The sequence below is a fragment of the Devosia sp. CN2-171 genome (genome assembly GCF_049354815.1).
In the GTDB taxonomy this organism is placed as follows: domain Bacteria; phylum Pseudomonadota; class Alphaproteobacteria; order Rhizobiales; family Devosiaceae; genus Devosia_A.
Map to the genome: position 1 here is coordinate 961,148 of NZ_CP186479.1, position 16,178 is coordinate 977,325.

Annotated in this window: 15 protein-coding genes and 2 tRNA genes; 4 read left to right on the forward strand and 13 right to left on the reverse strand. The window is 62.9% G+C overall.

The features are described 5' to 3' along the window. Positions 1-5: 5 nt before the first annotated feature. The 12 genes from ACOYW5_RS04910 to ACOYW5_RS04965 form a co-directional block, all read right to left on the reverse strand. Complete coding sequence (locus tag ACOYW5_RS04910) at positions 6-2,855, reverse strand: valine--tRNA ligase (RefSeq protein WP_423068140.1); 2,850 nt, start codon at positions 2,853-2,855, stop codon at positions 6-8. A 239-nt stretch (positions 2,856-3,094) separates the two neighbouring features. Next, positions 3,095-3,754 carry a DUF2497 domain-containing protein gene (locus ACOYW5_RS04915; protein WP_423068141.1) on the reverse strand — a complete coding sequence of 220 codons (660 nt, stop codon included), beginning with the start codon at positions 3,752-3,754 and terminating at the stop codon, positions 3,095-3,097. Between the two features lie 210 nt (positions 3,755-3,964). After that, positions 3,965-4,342 carry a hypothetical protein gene (locus ACOYW5_RS04920; RefSeq protein WP_423068142.1) on the reverse strand — a complete coding sequence of 126 codons (378 nt, stop codon included), beginning with the start codon at positions 4,340-4,342 and terminating at the stop codon, positions 3,965-3,967. 117 nt (positions 4,343-4,459) lie between these two features. After that, positions 4,460-5,839 carry a TolC family outer membrane protein gene (locus ACOYW5_RS04925; protein WP_423068143.1) on the reverse strand — a complete coding sequence of 460 codons (1,380 nt, stop codon included), beginning with the start codon at positions 5,837-5,839 and terminating at the stop codon, positions 4,460-4,462. Between the two features lie 151 nt (positions 5,840-5,990). After that, the gene (locus tag ACOYW5_RS04930) at positions 5,991-6,641 is read right to left on the reverse strand and encodes a protein-L-isoaspartate O-methyltransferase family protein (protein ID WP_423068144.1); all 651 of its coding nucleotides are present in this window, start codon (positions 6,639-6,641) and stop codon (positions 5,991-5,993) included. A gap of 109 nt (positions 6,642-6,750) precedes the next feature. Next, positions 6,751-6,824, reverse strand: a tRNA-Cys gene (locus tag ACOYW5_RS04935). An 849-nt stretch (positions 6,825-7,673) separates the two neighbouring features. Further along, entirely contained in the window at positions 7,674-7,898 is a 225-nt protein-coding gene (locus ACOYW5_RS04940; RefSeq protein WP_423068145.1) for a hypothetical protein, read from the reverse strand. Between the two features lie 186 nt (positions 7,899-8,084). After that, the gene (locus ACOYW5_RS04945) at positions 8,085-8,915 is read right to left on the reverse strand and encodes a hypothetical protein (protein WP_423068146.1); all 831 of its coding nucleotides are present in this window, start codon (positions 8,913-8,915) and stop codon (positions 8,085-8,087) included. A 117-nt stretch (positions 8,916-9,032) separates the two neighbouring features. Then, the gene (locus tag ACOYW5_RS04950; protein ID WP_423068147.1) at positions 9,033-9,680 is read right to left on the reverse strand and encodes an ImmA/IrrE family metallo-endopeptidase; all 648 of its coding nucleotides are present in this window, start codon (positions 9,678-9,680) and stop codon (positions 9,033-9,035) included. Between the two features lie 13 nt (positions 9,681-9,693). Beyond that, on the reverse strand, positions 9,694-9,945 hold the full coding sequence (locus ACOYW5_RS04955) for a hypothetical protein (RefSeq protein ID WP_423068148.1): 252 nt from the start codon (positions 9,943-9,945) through the stop codon (positions 9,694-9,696). 464 nt (positions 9,946-10,409) lie between these two features. After that, entirely contained in the window at positions 10,410-11,378 is a 969-nt protein-coding gene (locus ACOYW5_RS04960; protein ID WP_423068149.1) for a PAS domain S-box protein, read from the reverse strand. Positions 11,379-11,508: 130 nt separating this feature from the next. Next, the gene (locus ACOYW5_RS04965; protein ID WP_423068150.1) at positions 11,509-11,952 is read right to left on the reverse strand and encodes a Crp/Fnr family transcriptional regulator; all 444 of its coding nucleotides are present in this window, start codon (positions 11,950-11,952) and stop codon (positions 11,509-11,511) included. A gap of 70 nt (positions 11,953-12,022) precedes the next feature. Here ACOYW5_RS04965 and mobA point away from each other — a divergent pair, with 70 nt between their 5' ends. The 4 genes from mobA (at position 12,023) to ACOYW5_RS04985 (ending at position 14,593) form a co-directional block, all read left to right on the forward strand. Further along, the gene (mobA, locus tag ACOYW5_RS04970; protein ID WP_423068151.1) at positions 12,023-12,649 is read left to right on the forward strand and encodes a molybdenum cofactor guanylyltransferase; all 627 of its coding nucleotides are present in this window, start codon (positions 12,023-12,025) and stop codon (positions 12,647-12,649) included. An 81-nt stretch (positions 12,650-12,730) separates the two neighbouring features. Further along, positions 12,731-12,806: transfer RNA gene (locus ACOYW5_RS04975), tRNA-Asn, on the forward strand. Positions 12,807-13,223: 417 nt separating this feature from the next. Then, on the forward strand, positions 13,224-14,054 hold the full coding sequence (locus ACOYW5_RS04980; protein WP_423068152.1) for an outer membrane protein: 831 nt from the start codon (positions 13,224-13,226) through the stop codon (positions 14,052-14,054). A gap of 206 nt (positions 14,055-14,260) precedes the next feature. Next, positions 14,261-14,593: a hypothetical protein gene (locus ACOYW5_RS04985; RefSeq protein WP_423068153.1), complete on the forward strand. Its 333-nt coding sequence runs from the start codon at positions 14,261-14,263 to the stop codon at positions 14,591-14,593. Here ACOYW5_RS04985 and ACOYW5_RS04990 read toward each other — a convergent pair whose 3' ends face one another. After that, positions 14,594-16,129, reverse strand: coding sequence for a peptidoglycan-binding protein (locus tag ACOYW5_RS04990; RefSeq protein WP_423068154.1), 1,536 nt, complete (start codon positions 16,127-16,129; stop codon positions 14,594-14,596). Between the last annotated feature and the right edge of the window lie 49 nt (positions 16,130-16,178).

Sequence of the window (16,178 nt, forward strand, 5' to 3'; positions counted from 1 at the left end):
CTCCGTTAGCTCAACCGCGACAGGGCTTCCTGCAGGCGCCCAATCCGCTCAAGGCCTTCTTCGCGCCGGGTGCGCTGTTCCTCGACCACCTCTTCGGCGGCCTTGGCGAGGAACTGCTCGTTGCCGAGCTTCTTGTCGATCTTGTCGATCTCCGCCTGTTCCTTGGCGATATCCCGCTTCAGCCTACCACGCTCGGCATCCAGATCGATGACACCGGCCAGCGGCAAGACAAAGGTGGCTTCGCCGAGGATCAGCTGTGCAGAATCGCGGGGCACATCCGTGGTGTAGTCGACGCTGTCGAGACGGGCGAGGCGGGTCAGCGCGCTGAGGTTGGCCTCGACGCGGATGCCGGTCTCCTCCCCTGCCCCGACGACCAGCAGCTTCACCTTGGCGCCGGCTGGCACGTTCATTTCCTGGCGGACCGAACGGATGCCGGAGATGAGCGACACGAGCCAATCGAGTTCGGCCTGGGCCTCCGGATCCTCGAGGCCGGCGAGTTCCGGCCATTCCGAGATGATCAGCAGCTTCTCGCGCGCCGGGCCGGTCTTGCCGGTCTCGGCCCACAGCTCTTCGGTGATGAAGGGCATGAAGGGATGCAGCAGCTTCAGGATCTGGTCGAGCGCGAAGGCCGCGGTCGCCTGCGTCTCGGCCTTGGCGGCCTCGTCGTCGCCGGTGAACACGGGCTTCGCGAGCTCGATGTACCAGTCGCAGAACGTGCCCCAGACGAAGTCGTAGGCGGCGTTGGCCGCTTCGTTGAAGCGGTAGTCCTCGATCGCAGCAGTGATCGCTGCCGCGGCGCGGGCGGTGGAGCCGATGATCCAGCGGTTGAGCGCCAGCGTATTCTTCTTCGGATCGTAGGCTTCGGCGCGCGCGCAGCCGTTCATCTCGAGGAAGCGGGCGGCGTTCCAGAGTTTGGTGACGAAGTTGCGGTAGCCCTCGACGCGCGACATCGCGAGCCGCATGTCGCGGCCCTGCGCCGCCATAGCGGCGAGCGTGAAGCGGGTAGCATCGGCGCCGTACTCGTCGACGAGTTTCAGCGGATCGATGACGTTGCCCTTGGTCTTCGACATCTTCTGGCCCTTCTCATCGCGGACCAGCGCATGCATGTAGACAGTGTGGAAGGGCTCGGTGCCGGTGAACTCCAGCCCCATCATCATCATGCGGGCGACCCAAAAGAAGATGATGTCGAAGCCGGTGACCAGCACGTCGGTCGGGTAGTACTTGGCGAGTTCGGGCGTCTGGTTCGGCCAGCCCATGGTCGAGAACGGCCACAGCGCTGACGAGAACCAGGTGTCGAGCACGTCCTCGTCGCGATGCAGCGGCACCTTGCTGTCGCTCAGCTCGGCGAACGGGTCCTTGTGCTTGCGCATGTTCCAGGTGTCGGCATTCATCCGGTCACGTTGGGCGGTCTCGAAGGTGTGCACGGCCTTGGCATAGTCGGGCGCGTTCACCCCGCCGGCATAGACCGCGATCTTCCGACCGCTGCCGTAATACGCCTGCGCCAGCACGATCGCCTCGGCCTCGCTGTCGGCAACGAAGCATTTCGGGCCCGCATCGCGGTTGTTGAAGTCCGGATCGGTGTTGAGGCGCGGGCCGTACCAGGCCGGGATCTGGTGACCCCACCAAAGCTGGCGTGAAATGCACCAGGGTTTGATGTTCTCCATCCAGGCGTAATAGGTGTTCTCGTACTGCTTGGGAACGAACTTGGTCCGCCCCTCCTGCACCGATTTCAGCGCCGGCGCGGCCAGAATGTCCGCCTTCACGAACCACTGGTCGGTCAGGAACGGCTCGATCACGATCAGCTTCGACTTCTCGTCGTAGGGGACCATAATCTTCTTGTCGTCGACCCAGACGAGCACGCCCGATTCCTCGAGCTCGGCGACGATCTTGTCGCGCGCTTCGAAGCGGTCGAGCCCGCGATAAGCCTCGGGCACCGTGTTGTTCAGCTTGGCCGTGGTCGTGAAGATGTTGATCGGCTTCAGCCCATGGCGCTGGCCGACCTCGAAGTCGTTGAAGTCGTGCGCCGGGGTGATCTTCACCGCGCCCGAGCCAAGCTCGGGATCGGCGTACTCGTCGCCGATGATCGGTATGCGCCGGCTGACGATGGGCAGGATCGCATACTTGCCGATCAGGTGCTTGTAGCGCTCGTCCTCGGGATTCACTGCCACAGCCACGTCACCGAGCATGGTTTCGGGACGCGTCGTCGCAACGGTGATCGTCTCCGCACTGCCCTCGATCGGGTAGCGCAGGTGCCACATCTTGCCGTTGGTCTCGATGTTCTCGACCTCGAGATCCGAGATCGCGGTCTCGAGCCCCGGGTGCCAGTTCACCAGCCGCTTTGCGCGATAGATGAGGCCTTTCTCGTAAAGCGTAACAAACACCTTACGAACTGCCTCGCTGAGGCCGTCGTCCATGGTGAAGCGTTCGCGCGACCAGTCGGCCGACGCACCGAGGCGCCGGAGCTGGTTAAGAATGGTGCCACCGGATTCGGCCTTCCATTCCCAGACGCGCTCGAGGAACTTTTCGCGGCCCATCTCGCGACGGCCGGGCTGCTGGCGTTCGGCCAGCTGGCGCTCGACGATCATCTGCGTGGCGATACCGGCATGGTCGGTGCCCGGCTGCCACAGCACATCCTTGCCGCGCATGCGTTCGAACCGGATCAGGATGTCCTGGATCGTGTTGTTGAGCGCGTGGCCGATGTGCAGCGAACCGGTCACGTTCGGTGGCGGGATGACGATGGAGAAGGTCTCGGCGCCGGGCTTGGCACCTGCCCCAGCCGTGAATGCCCCTACGTCCAGCCACTGCTCGTAGATGCGGGCTTCGACATCGGCTGGTTCGTAGGTCTTCTCGAGCATCGGTGGTTTCCAAGCGCAACAGCCCGCCCCGGCGAAGTGGAATGCCAGGCAGGCCAAAAATCATCGGCTAGTGCTAAAGCAAAGGCGGGCGGCGAAAGTCAACACAATGTGGGGAACGGGGCGTCGGAGGGCAAGGTGGGAGGGCCCCTCGGAGGTCGGGACGAAGCACTACCTCGCCACTACCGAGTATGGCGCGTTCAATGGCGAGGCCACCCCGTGCCGAAGGAGGATGCCAGGAGCTACTTCCCGCGCGATACCCGCGCGATTTCCTTCTCGACCATACGCTCGACGACCGAGGGCAGGTTCTCGTCCAGCCACTCCTTGAGCATCGGACGCAGCATCTCGCGCATCATGTCTTCGATAGTGACGCCGCTGCCGACCGTCTGTATGCCGCTCAGCTTGGCAAAGGTGCTCTTCACCGCCGATTGGGTGGTCGGCTCGAGCAGTTGCTCTGCAATGTCGGCCGATAGCGTCGGATCGGGCATCGGTGCCGCTGCGGCCACCGGCCGTGGTGCCGGCCGCTCGAAGGACGGCGCGGCTGCGCGTGGCGGCGGCGTGAAGACGGGCGCCGGCTCGGGCTCCTCGATATCGAAGGCGATATCGTCGGGATCGACCAGTGTCGCCTCGATGTCCGGTGGAGCGGCGTTACCCAGGAGCTCGGAATAGCTCAGTCCGGGCTTGGCTTCGTCCTCAGCGGCCGTATCGCGCAGGATCTGCTCCGGCGACAGGGCGAGGGGCTCGGCTTCGGGCTCGGGACGGATGGGCGTCGGCACCGGAGCGGGCTGCGGAACGAAGCTGCGGGCGGTAGGCGGCGATACGGGCACCGCCGGCTTCTTGGGCGCGGCCCCCGCATCGTCATCGGCGATGATCTGCCGGATCGACGACAGGATCTCGTCCATGGATGGCTCTTTGGGCGCCGGCTTGTTCATAACTGCCTCACATTACCCGCCAGATACGCGGCCGCATATTCGGGGCGGATTCGGCGCGTGAACCGAATCAGCTTTGTCCAATCTAGTGCAAGCAATCACTATTTGTGAATCGGCGGCTCGCCGGCAGGCCGGTCTTCCCCCAGGGATTTCCGGGGGAAGAGCCTAGTTGATGGCCTTGACCTAGACGGCAAGAGCGCTCCGGTGGCGGAATATGGTGTAGACCCAGATGGCCATGCCGAGGATCGTGGCGATGGAGGCGATCTGTGCCAGCCATTCGCCATTGCCCGATGTCGCCATGGCGACGCCCGCACCCATGGTAAGCGCGCCGATCAACGCCAGCACGAAATGGACCAGCGCGAGCCGGGTGTCGGCCGCCGCGGGCACCAGCTTGTAGTAGGCGCCGTAGATCACCATCAGCACGAAGCCGACGAGATTGTTGTGCGCGTGGCCCGGCGCCAGCGAGTGATCCTGCGTGATCGCCATCTGGATGCCCCAGAGCATGCCGGCCAGACCGAGCAGCGCGCCGACGACGATGAACCAGAACGGAAGTGCCTTCATTGTTCCCCCTCGGGCCGCCCCAACGGCCCATATGACAAGAGCCGCGTCGCGGGACTCGCGACGCGGCTCCATGAAGCTACTGTCCGGGCCAGCCGCGGTCCATCGCGGCCGGAGGGATTATTCGTCGATGGCGCGCAACTCCAGCCACACATCCTCGATCTTGGCGATGTAGCCGTCGGCCGAGTGGACCGGCACGTTGAGCCCGAGAACTTCGGGCGAGAGCTTGCCTGACGCGGAAAGCAGCGAGAAGGCGGCTATCATCTTGGTGGCGCGCGAGCTGATCAGCGACTCGCGGGCGGTGGTGAGTTCAGCCTGGGCGTTGAGCACGTCGAGCGTGGTCTTCTGCCCAACGTCGCGCTCCTGGATGGTGCCGTCGACGACGAGCTGCGCGGATCCCACGGCCGCTTCGGCCGACTCGATCTGCGAGCTGGCGTTCTGCAGCGTCGACCAGGCCGAGATCACCGCTTCCTTGATCTGGTCCCGCGCGTCGAGCGCGTCGACCTCCGTCTGGATCTGCGTGATGTTGGCCTTGCGCAGGCTGGCACTCAGCGCGCCGCCCGAATAGATCGGGATGGACAGCTGCAACTGGGCCGAGCCGCTGACATCGGAAGCGGTTACGCCGGTCCCCGTCCGGTCCGTCCAGCCCGTTGTGGCATCGAGCGAACCGAGCAATCGCAGCGTCGGCCCGAAGGACGCGCTCGCCGCATCGGCGCCCGCCTGTGCCGCGCGAATGGCGGCGCGGGCGGAGAGCAAGGCCGGGTGCCGCTCTTCGGCCGAAGCAATGGCACTGTCGATCGAGGCAGGCAGCGACTTGCCGAAGTTGAAGTCCGAGCTGAGGTTCTTCGGCTTATGGCCGACATAGCGCTCGTAGCTCGCCTGGCTCGTCTGTAGCGAGGCGACGGCGGCGCGGTAAAGGGCAACAGCGGCGACCTGGCGCGTCTTGGCCTGCGACACGTCGATCTTGGTGCCCTCGCCAAGGCGCAGCCGATCGTCGGCCGAGCTCACCTGCGCATCGAAGAACTTCATGTTGTCGGCACGCAGCTGCACGAGCTGGGTGTCGCGGATAACGTTGTAATAGGCCTGCACCACGGCGAGCAGAATGTTCTGCTCGGTGTTGCGCAGCGCGTATTTGGAAACCTCGGTCCCGGCGCGCGCCGCCTCGATATCGGCTTCGGTCTTGAAGTTGTCGAACAGCGTCTGGCTGTAGCTCACGCCGGCCGAAGCGCTGGTGGCGGTATACAGATCGGCCGCCTGCGGGGCCGTGAACGAACCGCTGAGGCTACCCGACGCGGCAATGGTCGGGAGCTTGCCAGACTTCGCCAGCGCGATGTTCTCGGCCGATGCCCTGACGCCGAGCAGCGCCGACATGATAGTGGGATTGTTCTGATAAGCGCTCTCAAGCGCCGAGCGGAGACTCTCCGCGTAGGCTGTCGAGGACAGCAGTCCGATAGCTACGATGGCAAGGGCGCCCGCCCGCATTGCCCCCAAATAACGCATAGTCAAATCTCCGACGCCTGCTGACCCTATGCCCGCCACATGGGAGGCACAACCACGCAACGCAAGATTTGCGCGGTCTTAACCTTTGAAAAGGTTGCCGCCGTGATTCGGCGGCAACACTGCCACTGGGTCGGTCAGTAAGCGTTTCCCGTTAGAATTCAAACGTTTCCGCCGGCGCTGTGGCGATCAGTGGCGGCAGGGACGTGTTGAACTCACTGCGGCCCGCTACCTCCTCGCCCGAGCGGACGAAGACATGGGCAACCGCCGAACCACCGGTCCCGATCAGGACGACGAGACGCCCGCCTTCGGCCAGCAGTGGAAACAGCTCGGAAGGCTCGGAACGCACCGCGCCCTCCACGATGATCACATCGAACTCACGCTCGAGGCCCGCGCCGTCAAGGCTCCCTTCGACGACCGTGGCGTTGGCAGTACCGGCCGCGGCGAGTGCCGCACGTGCCTTTGTCGCGAGTTCGGCGTCCGATTCCAGCGCCGTGACCTCGGCCCCGAGCCGCGCGAGCACCGCGGTGCCGTAGCCGGTACCCGCCCCGACATCGAGGATGCGATCGGTGTGCTCGATCTCGGCGAGTTGCAGCAGCTTCGCAAATGGGGCCGGTGCGGCCAGGTAGCGGCCACTGCCGAGCGGGTGCACGACATCGGAATACGCGAGAGCCACCCGGCCGGCCGGCACGAAGGCCTCCCGCGGCACCTCACCCATGGCGCTCAGCAGGCGATGATCGGTGACGGTACTGGTGCGCAGCTGGTTGTCCACCATCCGCGCCCGCGCCGTTGCGAAATCGGTCATCCCTGTACTCCTCGGTTCCACATGCTCCGAGGTCAATACCGCTCGCGCATGACGGCTTCAAGCAGCCGGATACCGGCTAGCCACAGACACCGACGAACAGGGGGAACGATGGAGGCCACATCCGGAATCGAACCGGAATACACGGATTTGCAATCCGCTGCGTAACCACTCCGCCATGTGGCCTCACCGGGCGCGCTTCATAAGGTAAAACAATGTGTTACGCAAGCTGAAGGTGCCGTCGGGGGTCGGTCATTCCGAAGAAAATCCGCTAACCTTCGGAACTCATTCCGAAATAATACGCGGACACTCCCCGCTCCCTCGCCTTCGTAACGCGCGTTTTAGCGGTTGCCGGTGATCTCCGGATGCGAGACCCATGAGGGCCGCGCGCGTGCAGCGTCCCGTGATCCCGCGGCTAAGAATAACGCTCAACGATAAGTGCGCGACGCGGCGAGCAGCGCGGACAGTTGGCACACGACTATGATGCGCAGCCTAGGCCCGGGTGCTAGACTGGAAAAGTCTCTCAACGAACAGCGGAACAGATGACGAGCCTGTACCAGATATCCTACGTAGAGCGTGGCCTTAGCGTGCTTTGGCGGGAGAAGTGGGACGGAACCACGATGTCTGGGGCTGCAAAAGAGGCGGACCGAAAGGGTCTTCTAGGGTTGACCGATCTCATTGAAGCCAAGAATCTCGACGAGGCAATTGGCAAGGTCAGACGCAATAGACCCGATTGCGTCGTGAACGTGGATGCGTGCTCAAAGGTTGGTTGAGCGGTATATGGATTCCGCTCTCCGTGACCACGGGGCAGAACTCAGCCGAGTTGCAGCATCGTCGAAAACTGTGCACGCCCGACCCCTCGCTGGCGGGCTTGTTTTGCTGTGCAACTGCGATCGACATTCGTGGCAAGTCAGTAACTCGTGCGATGGGGCAGTTAGCAGCATGAGCGCCTCGAATCCTCAAGGACAATCCGCTTTGCGAGAGGGGATGTGATTTACGGGTGCATCACTCGATGCAGCGCACCCGTGGACTCACCTAGAGTAACTGCACGATCGCCGCGTACGGCGTGAGCGCTACTTTGTGTTCTGCCGTAGCGCCAACTCTGTATTCAATGTGGTCTGGCATGATAGCAAATGGAGCGTGTGCCTCCACTTCGGCGCCAGTGACCAGCCTCAAGTAGAGCCGCTCACCAGTCTCCATTCCTTTCAACAGCTGACCGATGCTCTGTTGCATTGATAGGTTGTAGTGCCGGTAGTCCATTGCTGTCGCCCTCCTGGTCCCTTGCCGACTAACGTGAACATCAGAAGGGCGCAGGGTCAATCTAAAGCTTTGCTGCCGCTTTGCACAATACCTCCCCAGAGGCCAGTTTCGCTGCGACCGCAAGAGGACCAAGGATACAATCGTTCCCGGCGGCAAGATTACACGAGTCGCCCGGCGATGAGATCATCACTGGCTTAGTATCGTGTTGATGCGGCTGATGAGCCCCGCCTGCAGCTCGGCGAGGCCCTGAGCATTGTTCACGTAGCGGAGATGGCGGATGTGCCCGACGTCGAACGGCACATCCGTCTGGTGCTGGGCGATGAGGATGGTGTCACGTCCTAGGGTGTGGGCAATGCCCGTCTCGTAGAAGACGTTGGCGTTGCGGCCCGTCAGGTCGCAGACCACAATGCGGGAGCGGTCAATTAACGAGACGACGTCCTGTATCACGCTGTGGTTCACCCATATTACATCTGCTCGCTGGCAGGTCATTCGACAAGCAGCCGCGGCCCCCTGGATTGCGACGTAAATAGGCGCCGCGCCTGCATCGAAAGGCATCATCACCGACAGCTGGGTCGCGATTATCCGAGGCGGCGTGCTTACCTGGAAAACCGCGGGCGCGTTTGTAGCGGTGGCGCCAAGTCGAAACAACGTGCGGTAGATGTCACCGTCTTGCACGCTCCAGCGGGTGTGGGTCCAATCAAATCGCTGGCTGCCGGTGCCGTGGCTGGAAAGGCCAATCTCTGTCGCGACACGCTCAAGCCGGTCCTGAGAAATTGCCGGGACGGCTGTGTCGTACTGGTAGCGGAGGCGGATCGTCGAATGGGATCGGCCGACAACCTGCATAGAGCCGACACGGGCGAACCTGTCTGCATCACGTCCCTCGGCCATGAATAGCGTTGGCAGTACCGCTAACTCCGGCGCTGACGCGTTGTCAGGCACCCGGTCAACTGGGTAGTCAACCTCGCCCTGGGAGGCATCGGGCCAGCCGTAACCCCAGATGATCCGATTGAAAGGCATGCTGAACTCCCCCGTAGTTTCGAAAAAAGACACCGCAGCCTGACGCAATGCGAAACATGCCCTGCCTCAACCGACATGTTGCACACGGCGCGCGCGCTTATCGTCAATCAGATGAACTCAGTTTGACACTACGAGTCGTGGGCCCGGGCGTACGCCCAGATAGGATCGGTCAACGTAGTCAGGCTCAGCTACAAGAAGAGTCGCCAAATCGTCTCGCGAGTAGCCCAGCACGTCCCTATGATACTCGATCATCTTCCGAAGCCTGTTGGGCCGCTCGATTTCTAGAGCTACTGGCTCCCCTTCTTTGAAGATCTTCCGGTACTGGATATTCATGGACTTGTACTGCGAGTCCGTAATGATCTTGAGGTCCAGGCTCCGGCGAATGAGCGAGTGGATCGAGACCTTCCAATACGCTTTCACCCGCCCCATCCCACCGACTTTGGTGCCTACGAGGTATGGCTTGATCTCCGTCGCGGGCATAAGCAGTGCCGCCGCAAACCGATGAGCCTCGCCTTCGATCTTCTCATCATCGTCAGGCACCGAGTGCATGACCATGTGCCCTAATTCATGGGCAAGCGAGAACCGGAAGCGATCGCCGGGAACGTCCCTGTTCATAAAGAACATGGGGGGCATTCCCTCCAGACGGAAGCTCAGGCCGTCCATGAGGTTTGTGCCAAAACTACCAAGGACCACAATGCCGCCTGCCTGCTCGATCAGCTCGACGACACTGGGAATTGGCCCACTCACTACGGGCTCTTCACCCATGGCAAGCGTCCTTCTAGGTCGGGTTGGCATCAATCTTCTTCTTCGCTTTGCGACGCCGCTTAACCGCTCGATTGTCAGCTATGGCGCGGTACTTTTCCGGGACCTGACTGCGCTTCAACAACTGCGGTGGTTGGCTTGGATCAAAGGCCGCCTCAGCCGTCAGACCATTACCCGAGACGGGTCTGCGCTGCCTTCCCCACCCAGCGAACCCGACCGAGGATCCGATGCGCATATGACCACCTAGATAGCTGAGCCACTTTGTCACTCACCCCTCCATGCTTTGCGCTCAGCATATGGGTGTTGGGGCTTGCACTCCATAGGGCGTAAAGGGCGAGAGAACGCGACCACAAAGCGTATCCTCGCTAATCGGTTCGGCTGCCTCACCCAGCACTAATTGCCACCGGGCTTGAGCCGCAGCCGGGGCAGCGGAGCTCAGCCGATGCTACTGCAGCATTAAGGACGGGACCTTGCGGGAGGCGTTCGGGGCGGCCATCCGGAGGCGACCCGGGCCGGCTAAATGATCGCCAAAGTCATTCCGAAATCTGCGGAGAAAAGGGGGGATTAGTGGCATTTTGCCCCCCAGATTCCGGGAACGCCTATTGATTTTCCACGATAATTTCTGGATTTGCAATCCGCTGCGTAACCACTCCGCCATGTGGCCTCACCGGGGCGGGTTCATATTGGAGAGCGGTGCGTTAGGCAAGCCAGACATTGCCCGCCATCCCCACTCTACGGGTCGGTGCCTTCCACCTGGAAGGCGGAAAATGGCGCGACCAGCGTCCAGCGAACGCCGGTGGTGGTCCGTTCGATGGTCGCCTTGCCGTTCAGCGACATCGGGGCGATCCGCTGCAGCACGACGGTGCCGAAGCCGGTGCTGGTGCTCGGCTCGGCCGTGAGCGGGACATCGAAGCGCTCGTCCCAGACAAGCTTCACCTCGGGGTCGGGGACGGAGTTGTCGATGGTCCAGTTGATGGACACGCTGCCCGCGCGGCCTGCGAGCACGCCGTATTTTGCCGAGTTGGTGCCGAGTTCATGGAAGGCCATGCCCAGGTTCTGCACGGCCGGTGCGCCAATCGAAATCAGGGGGCCGCCGACCGTCACCAAATGCTCATGCGCGAAAGGAGCCAGTTGCTCGGAGATCAACTCGGCCAGGGTCGAGCCGTTCCACTGGGTTCGAACGAGCAGATCGTTGGATGTCGCCAGCCCGGTGATCCGGGTACGGATCTTGGCCTGGAACTCCTCGATGGAAATCGACCGCAGGCCGGTCTCGCGGATCAGCGACAGGATGACCGCATACTGGTTCTTGACCCGATGGTTGATCTCCCGAAGCAGCAGCCGGATGCGCCGCTCGTTCTCCCGGGTCTCGGTGATGTCGCGCGCGATCTTTGAGGCGCCGATGACCCGGCCGTCGGCGTCACGGATAGGAGAGACAGTCAGCGAGACGTGGATCTTGCTGCCGTCCTTGCGGAGGCGAATGGTCTCGAAGCTGTCGACGCGCTCGTTGGCGCGGATGCGGCGGATGATGTTGGCTTCTTCATCCTGCAGCTCTGCTGGAATGAGCATCGTGATCGGCTTGCCGATGGCCTCCTCGGCGGAATAACCGAACATGCGCTCGGCCGCCGGATTCCAGTCGGTGATGGTGCTGTTCAGGTCCTTGGCGACGATCGCGTCGAAGGAAGAGTCAATAATCGCTGCCAAGCGAGCAGCTACGGCGCGTTCGGACAGCCCCGTGTCCGCCGGATCGCCAGTCCCCACTTTGTTCCCCCAAAGTCCAGTCTAGTTGCCCCAACTTCGTTGGGAGCAAATCGTTCCATCGCTACCCCGACAATCACGCGGTGCGGTGGCCGAGCAGCGAGGACCGAAGGCGGCTCAGGAGCCCCTGCTCCACCTCCTTGGCCGTTCCGTCGTGGCTGAGGCCGGCGAGAAGCGCCGAAGTGGAGTCGAGGCGTTGGCACAGCAGGGTGGCGAGCCGCAGGGTGATCAGCGGGTGCCGCTCGAGCACCAGCATGGCGTCGTGCACGACCCGGACGCGCGCCTTGCCCTCGGCCCTTACGGTGGCGCTGTGCGGCTTGCCCAGCAGCAGCGACATTTCGCCGATCAGGGAATCGAACTGGTCGATCGTCGCGATCCGGACCCCGTCGCGCTCGACGCTGAGCGTGCCGGCATCCAGCACGTAAAGATTGCCATCGCTCTCGCCCTGGGTGATCAGCACATCGCCCTTGTCGAGTTCGATGGTGGGCGCAGAATAGGTTAGCAGCAGCAGGCTCGTCATGGGTTGACCCCCAAGGTTTCCCGCGTCGACCTTAGCTGCTCGAAGGGCCGGGGATAAGGTGCTTGTTGAAATGGATAACGCCCCGTCGATTGCGGGCCTCATTCTCGCCGGCGGACGCGGCGAACGCCTCGGCGGCGTCATCAAGTCGGAACTCCGTGTCGGCGGCGTAAGACTCCTCGATCGGGTTGCCGCTCGTCTCGCTGGATGCCGGCCCCTCCTCGTGGCGCATGGGCGCTTGGCACCTGAGGCGCTGGCGCTTGGCCCCGACCTCGTGCCGGTTCCGGATCTCGACGGCGACTATGCCGGGCCGCTGGCCGGTTTGGCCGGGGCCATCGCCTACCTGGCCGGGCTGCCGGAGCCGCCCGATCTCCTGATCTGCGCCGCGGTGGACGCGCCGTTCCTGCCGCAGGACTACATCGCGCGCCTGGCCGCCTCGCTCGGGAACCATGATGCCGCATTGGCGGTCTATGACGGGCAGCCCTACCCCACCAACGCGATCTGGCGCGTCGCGCGGTTTGTCGACCTGCCGGGCCGAATCCTCGCGGGCACGGCGCCGCGCAGCCTCAAGTCTCTCACCGCCAGTGTTGACAGTGTCGCCCTTGACTGGCCGGCCTCGCCGGACGGCGACCCGTTTTCCAACATCAACACCCCCGAGGACCTCGCCGAGATGCAGCGGCGCGCGGCAGTCTCCCCGTGAGTGTCACGTGACTGAAATTTTGGCTTGGCAACGAAAACCAAACCCGCTACATGGGCGCAGCCTTGAACGAGGCACCCGTGTTCCGCGATAGCTCAGTTGGTAGAGCATTCGACTGTTAATCGAATGGTCCTTGGTTCGAGTCCAAGTCGCGGAGCCATTTCTCTCAACAGATGCAATGAGTTGTTCGAGGCCGACGGCCTCGTTTGTGCCGAGCAGCCGTTAGCGCCCGCCCGATTGTGGCCGTTCGGTTCCGCACCCTCGCCCGCCTCTCGCCACATTGCTCCCAGGCGCCGCGCGATTGCGGTCTAAATGCGACGGCGATGCCGATTTTCGGGCCGGCACCGCCTATGCACAGTGACGATTCCGCAACAGCCTCAAGTATGCCCGGCAGATAATTCTTCTTTTGCAAGCAATTACGAATTGTTCGTACCAATTCGAACAAGTCAGCGTACGTTGCCGAAAATACACCACCCACCTCCATTCATCCGGGCGTTAAGGACTCGGGGCTAGGCATGACCTAACCTTTGCCATGCACGGGGCGAAAAGCAGCTCCGATACTGGTGAGGGTTTGACTATGCAGAAGAGACTCCTACTCCTCAGCGCAGCGTGCCTGGTCTCAACGAGCGCTCTGGCTGCCGACCTGACGGTGATCGAACCGGCGCCCATCTACGTGGAGCCGGCACTCTACGATTGGAACGGCTTCTATGTCGGTATCAACGGCGGTTACGGCGGCGGGGTGTTCGAGCATCCGTTCCAATTGAACGGACCTGAGCCCGAGAGCGAGGTCCCCGCTCCGGCTATCGTGGGTCCCCTTCCTGGACAGATTGTACTGGCCACGGGCACGGCCGACGTCACGGCCGGCGGATTCGTCGGCGGCATCCAGGCTGGCTACAACTGGCAGTTCGACGAAAACTTCCTCATCGGTCTCGAGGCGGACATCCAGGCTTCGACCATCGACGGACGGGTCTCGCTCGAGGTCACCGATGAGACTGGGGCGATCATCGACGGCACCTTCTCGGCGGACCTCGGCACCAAGCTCGACTGGTTCGCCACCATCCGCCCGAGAATCGGCTGGGTGAACGATCGCTTCGTCGTTTACGCCACCGGCGGTCTCGCCTGGGGCCAGACGACGTCCTCGATCCATGCCGACTTCAGCGGCATGATGGAAGTTGAGCCGTTCGACGAGTCGGTTACCAATGATCGGTTTGGCTGGACCGTCGGCGCAGGCATCGAATACGCGCTCACCGACAACATCACGTTCAAGACCGAGTATCTCTACACCGACCTTGGTTCCGAGCAGATCCTCGATGTCGACTTCGGTGAAGGCGAGGTGCCCTACACTTTCTCCGCCGACAGCACGGTGGCGTTCCACACGGTCCGTGCGGGCCTCAACTTCCAGTTCTGACTTTCAGAAAACCGAGCCCACTACCCCCGGTCCCCGACCGGGGATTTTTTTGTGGATCCCAGGCTCGCTCTGTCTTAACCACCCCGAGAACGTGAAGCATCGCAGCCTTGCGGCGTCGGGGCGTTAATGATTTGGTAATGTTGCCTGGTTGCGGCGGATCAACAGACTGGGCGGCTTGGGGTTGCCCGGCAGTAATGGAGTTGATCATGCGTAATCGCGTCCTGCTGCGCCTCGTTGGCGCGGCCGTTCTGGCTACGGCCAGCCTTCTCTCGCTCTCGACTTCCGCCAGCGCCTTTGTCGGCTTTTCCGACAAGCAGAAAGCGCATATCGATGAGTACATCCACTGCAAGATCCTGTTGCTGACCGACCTCGCGGCTTTCGAGGCCGAACAGCCGCCATGCGGTGGCACCCCGAACGCGGACCTCAAGTCGATTGCAGCGACGGGCAGTGGCGGCGGTGAGCACCGCAAGCCGAACTGCGACTATCCGACGGATATGGTGACCACAGTAGTTCAGATTCCGGATTGCGAGCCTAGGTAGCTAGTCGCCCGTCGCCACATAGCAGCCGCCGCCATCGGACTTGATGGCGGCGCAAATCGCATTGGCGCGCTCCAGCGAAGGCGTGGGGACGCGCACGGCAAAAGTCTCGCCGGCCGTGTGCACTTCCGGCTTGCTCTCGCCGAACAGCGCGCTCCAGCGACTCTCGGCATAGTCGCGCGACCGCTCCGCTTCTTTCGCCGAGGACAGGCTCGAAAGCTGGACATAGGTGCTGTTCAGCGCGGGGGATGGCGATTGGCCGTCGGGGGCAGTCTCTGCGAGCGCTATGTCGATCGGGTCGCCACTGACGATGCCGAGTTCATCCAGTTCGGCGGTGCTGAAGACGTACATGTCGTCGGGCGGCGTGCGCAGCATGTGGGAAATCACCGGCTGCCGGACGCCGAACTGCTGCAGGGCATCAAGGACGTCACCCAGCGTCGTCTGGGCGAGCACCAGGTCGGCGATCTCAGCCGAGATCTGGTGCACGCCGAGTTCGCCCTCGACCTGCCGGCCGGTCCCGGCAAAGAAGATATAGGCACAGGCCGAGTAGCAGCCCATGTCGCGCGGCACATAGGTAGTAAGCCCGCGCTTGCTGATTTCGAATGCCACCTTGAGAGCGGAGTCCACGGCCCCACCGGGGCTGTTGAGCGCGACGATGCGCGCCCCGGGTCGAGCCGCGAGTGCCCGATCGAAGTCGGCCGCCGTCGTTTCCGTGATGTCGGCGCTGAGGAAAATGACTTCCGGCTGCTCCTTGGGCAGCACAAATGCACTGCGCTGGCGATCACCCCCGGTCCCCTCGGCCTTGCGCAACTCGGGCGGCGGCTCGGGCAGGCTGGCCATCGGAGTGAAGTGCGAAGCGATGTAGACCGACGTGATGTTGCCCTGCCGTTCGTAGGTCTTGCCCCAGGCGAGCGAGTAACCCACGGCCTCACCGTTGCTGCTGACGAACATCGTGTAGAACGAGTAGTCGCCGATGCGGCCCGACACCACGAAGCGGCCGGAACCGAAGTTGCGATAGGTCACCGTCCGCTCGGGGTCGGGGCTGGTCATGAGCTCGAACAATTGCTCGAACGACTGATCCGCCAGCGAGGCATGCATGGTCTCGAGCGAAATCTCGCCATCCTCGCTGACATAGGAGGTGCCGGCGTCGGTCGGGTTGCGGACGGAAAGCAACCGCCCCGGGATGCGCAACGCGACACGCGCCTCGTCATCGCTCACCGGCTCGATGCCGAGCTCGTCATCGACCCTGCTGGCGAGATCACGCAGCTTGCGGCGCTCGAAATCGGTGAGGACGCCCGTCCCCGCCCGGCCCTGGCTCTTCTGGAAAGCGGCGATGGCGTCAAAGGTGCCGCGACCGAACTTTCCGTCGACGAGAAATTCGTAGTGGCCAACGAGGATCAGGTCGGACTGGGTTTCTGTTCGCTCGGTTTCGGACAGGCGGTCGAACCAGGTGCGCGAATCATCGAACGACGCATGCGCCAACCCGGCTGGCGCCCATAAGAGCAGGAGCCAGACGACGAGGCGGAACGCATGATGCATGGTGAACTAGCCAATCAACCCGTTGGCATTGTCGCATCGATTTGGATGG

What these genes read in the sequence shown, in the direction of transcription:
- ACOYW5_RS04965 (WP_423068150.1), bottom strand. Translation starts at nt 11,952, where the DNA reads ATGACGAGCCTGCTGCTGCTAACCTATTCTGCGCCCACCATCGAACTC.
- ACOYW5_RS04990 (WP_423068154.1), bottom strand. Translation starts at nt 16,129, where the DNA reads ATGCATCATGCGTTCCGCCTCGTCGTCTGGCTCCTGCTCTTATGGGCG.
- ACOYW5_RS04930 (WP_423068144.1), bottom strand. Translation starts at nt 6,641, where the DNA reads ATGACCGATTTCGCAACGGCGCGGGCGCGGATGGTGGACAACCAGCTG.
- ACOYW5_RS04920 (WP_423068142.1), bottom strand. Translation starts at nt 4,342, where the DNA reads ATGAAGGCACTTCCGTTCTGGTTCATCGTCGTCGGCGCGCTGCTCGGT.
- ACOYW5_RS04925 (WP_423068143.1), bottom strand. Translation starts at nt 5,839, where the DNA reads ATGCGTTATTTGGGGGCAATGCGGGCGGGCGCCCTTGCCATCGTAGCT.
- ACOYW5_RS04985 (WP_423068153.1), top strand. Translation starts at nt 14,261, where the DNA reads ATGCGTAATCGCGTCCTGCTGCGCCTCGTTGGCGCGGCCGTTCTGGCT.
- ACOYW5_RS04940 (WP_423068145.1), bottom strand. Translation starts at nt 7,898, where the DNA reads ATGGACTACCGGCACTACAACCTATCAATGCAACAGAGCATCGGTCAG.
- ACOYW5_RS04980 (WP_423068152.1), top strand. Translation starts at nt 13,224, where the DNA reads ATGCAGAAGAGACTCCTACTCCTCAGCGCAGCGTGCCTGGTCTCAACG.
- ACOYW5_RS04945 (WP_423068146.1), bottom strand. Translation starts at nt 8,915, where the DNA reads ATGCCTTTCAATCGGATCATCTGGGGTTACGGCTGGCCCGATGCCTCC.
- ACOYW5_RS04950 (WP_423068147.1), bottom strand. Translation starts at nt 9,680, where the DNA reads ATGGGTGAAGAGCCCGTAGTGAGTGGGCCAATTCCCAGTGTCGTCGAG.
- ACOYW5_RS04915 (WP_423068141.1), bottom strand. Translation starts at nt 3,754, where the DNA reads ATGGACGAGATCCTGTCGTCGATCCGGCAGATCATCGCCGATGACGAT.
- mobA (WP_423068151.1), top strand. Translation starts at nt 12,023, where the DNA reads ATGGATAACGCCCCGTCGATTGCGGGCCTCATTCTCGCCGGCGGACGC.
- ACOYW5_RS04910 (WP_423068140.1), bottom strand. Translation starts at nt 2,855, where the DNA reads ATGCTCGAGAAGACCTACGAACCAGCCGATGTCGAAGCCCGCATCTAC.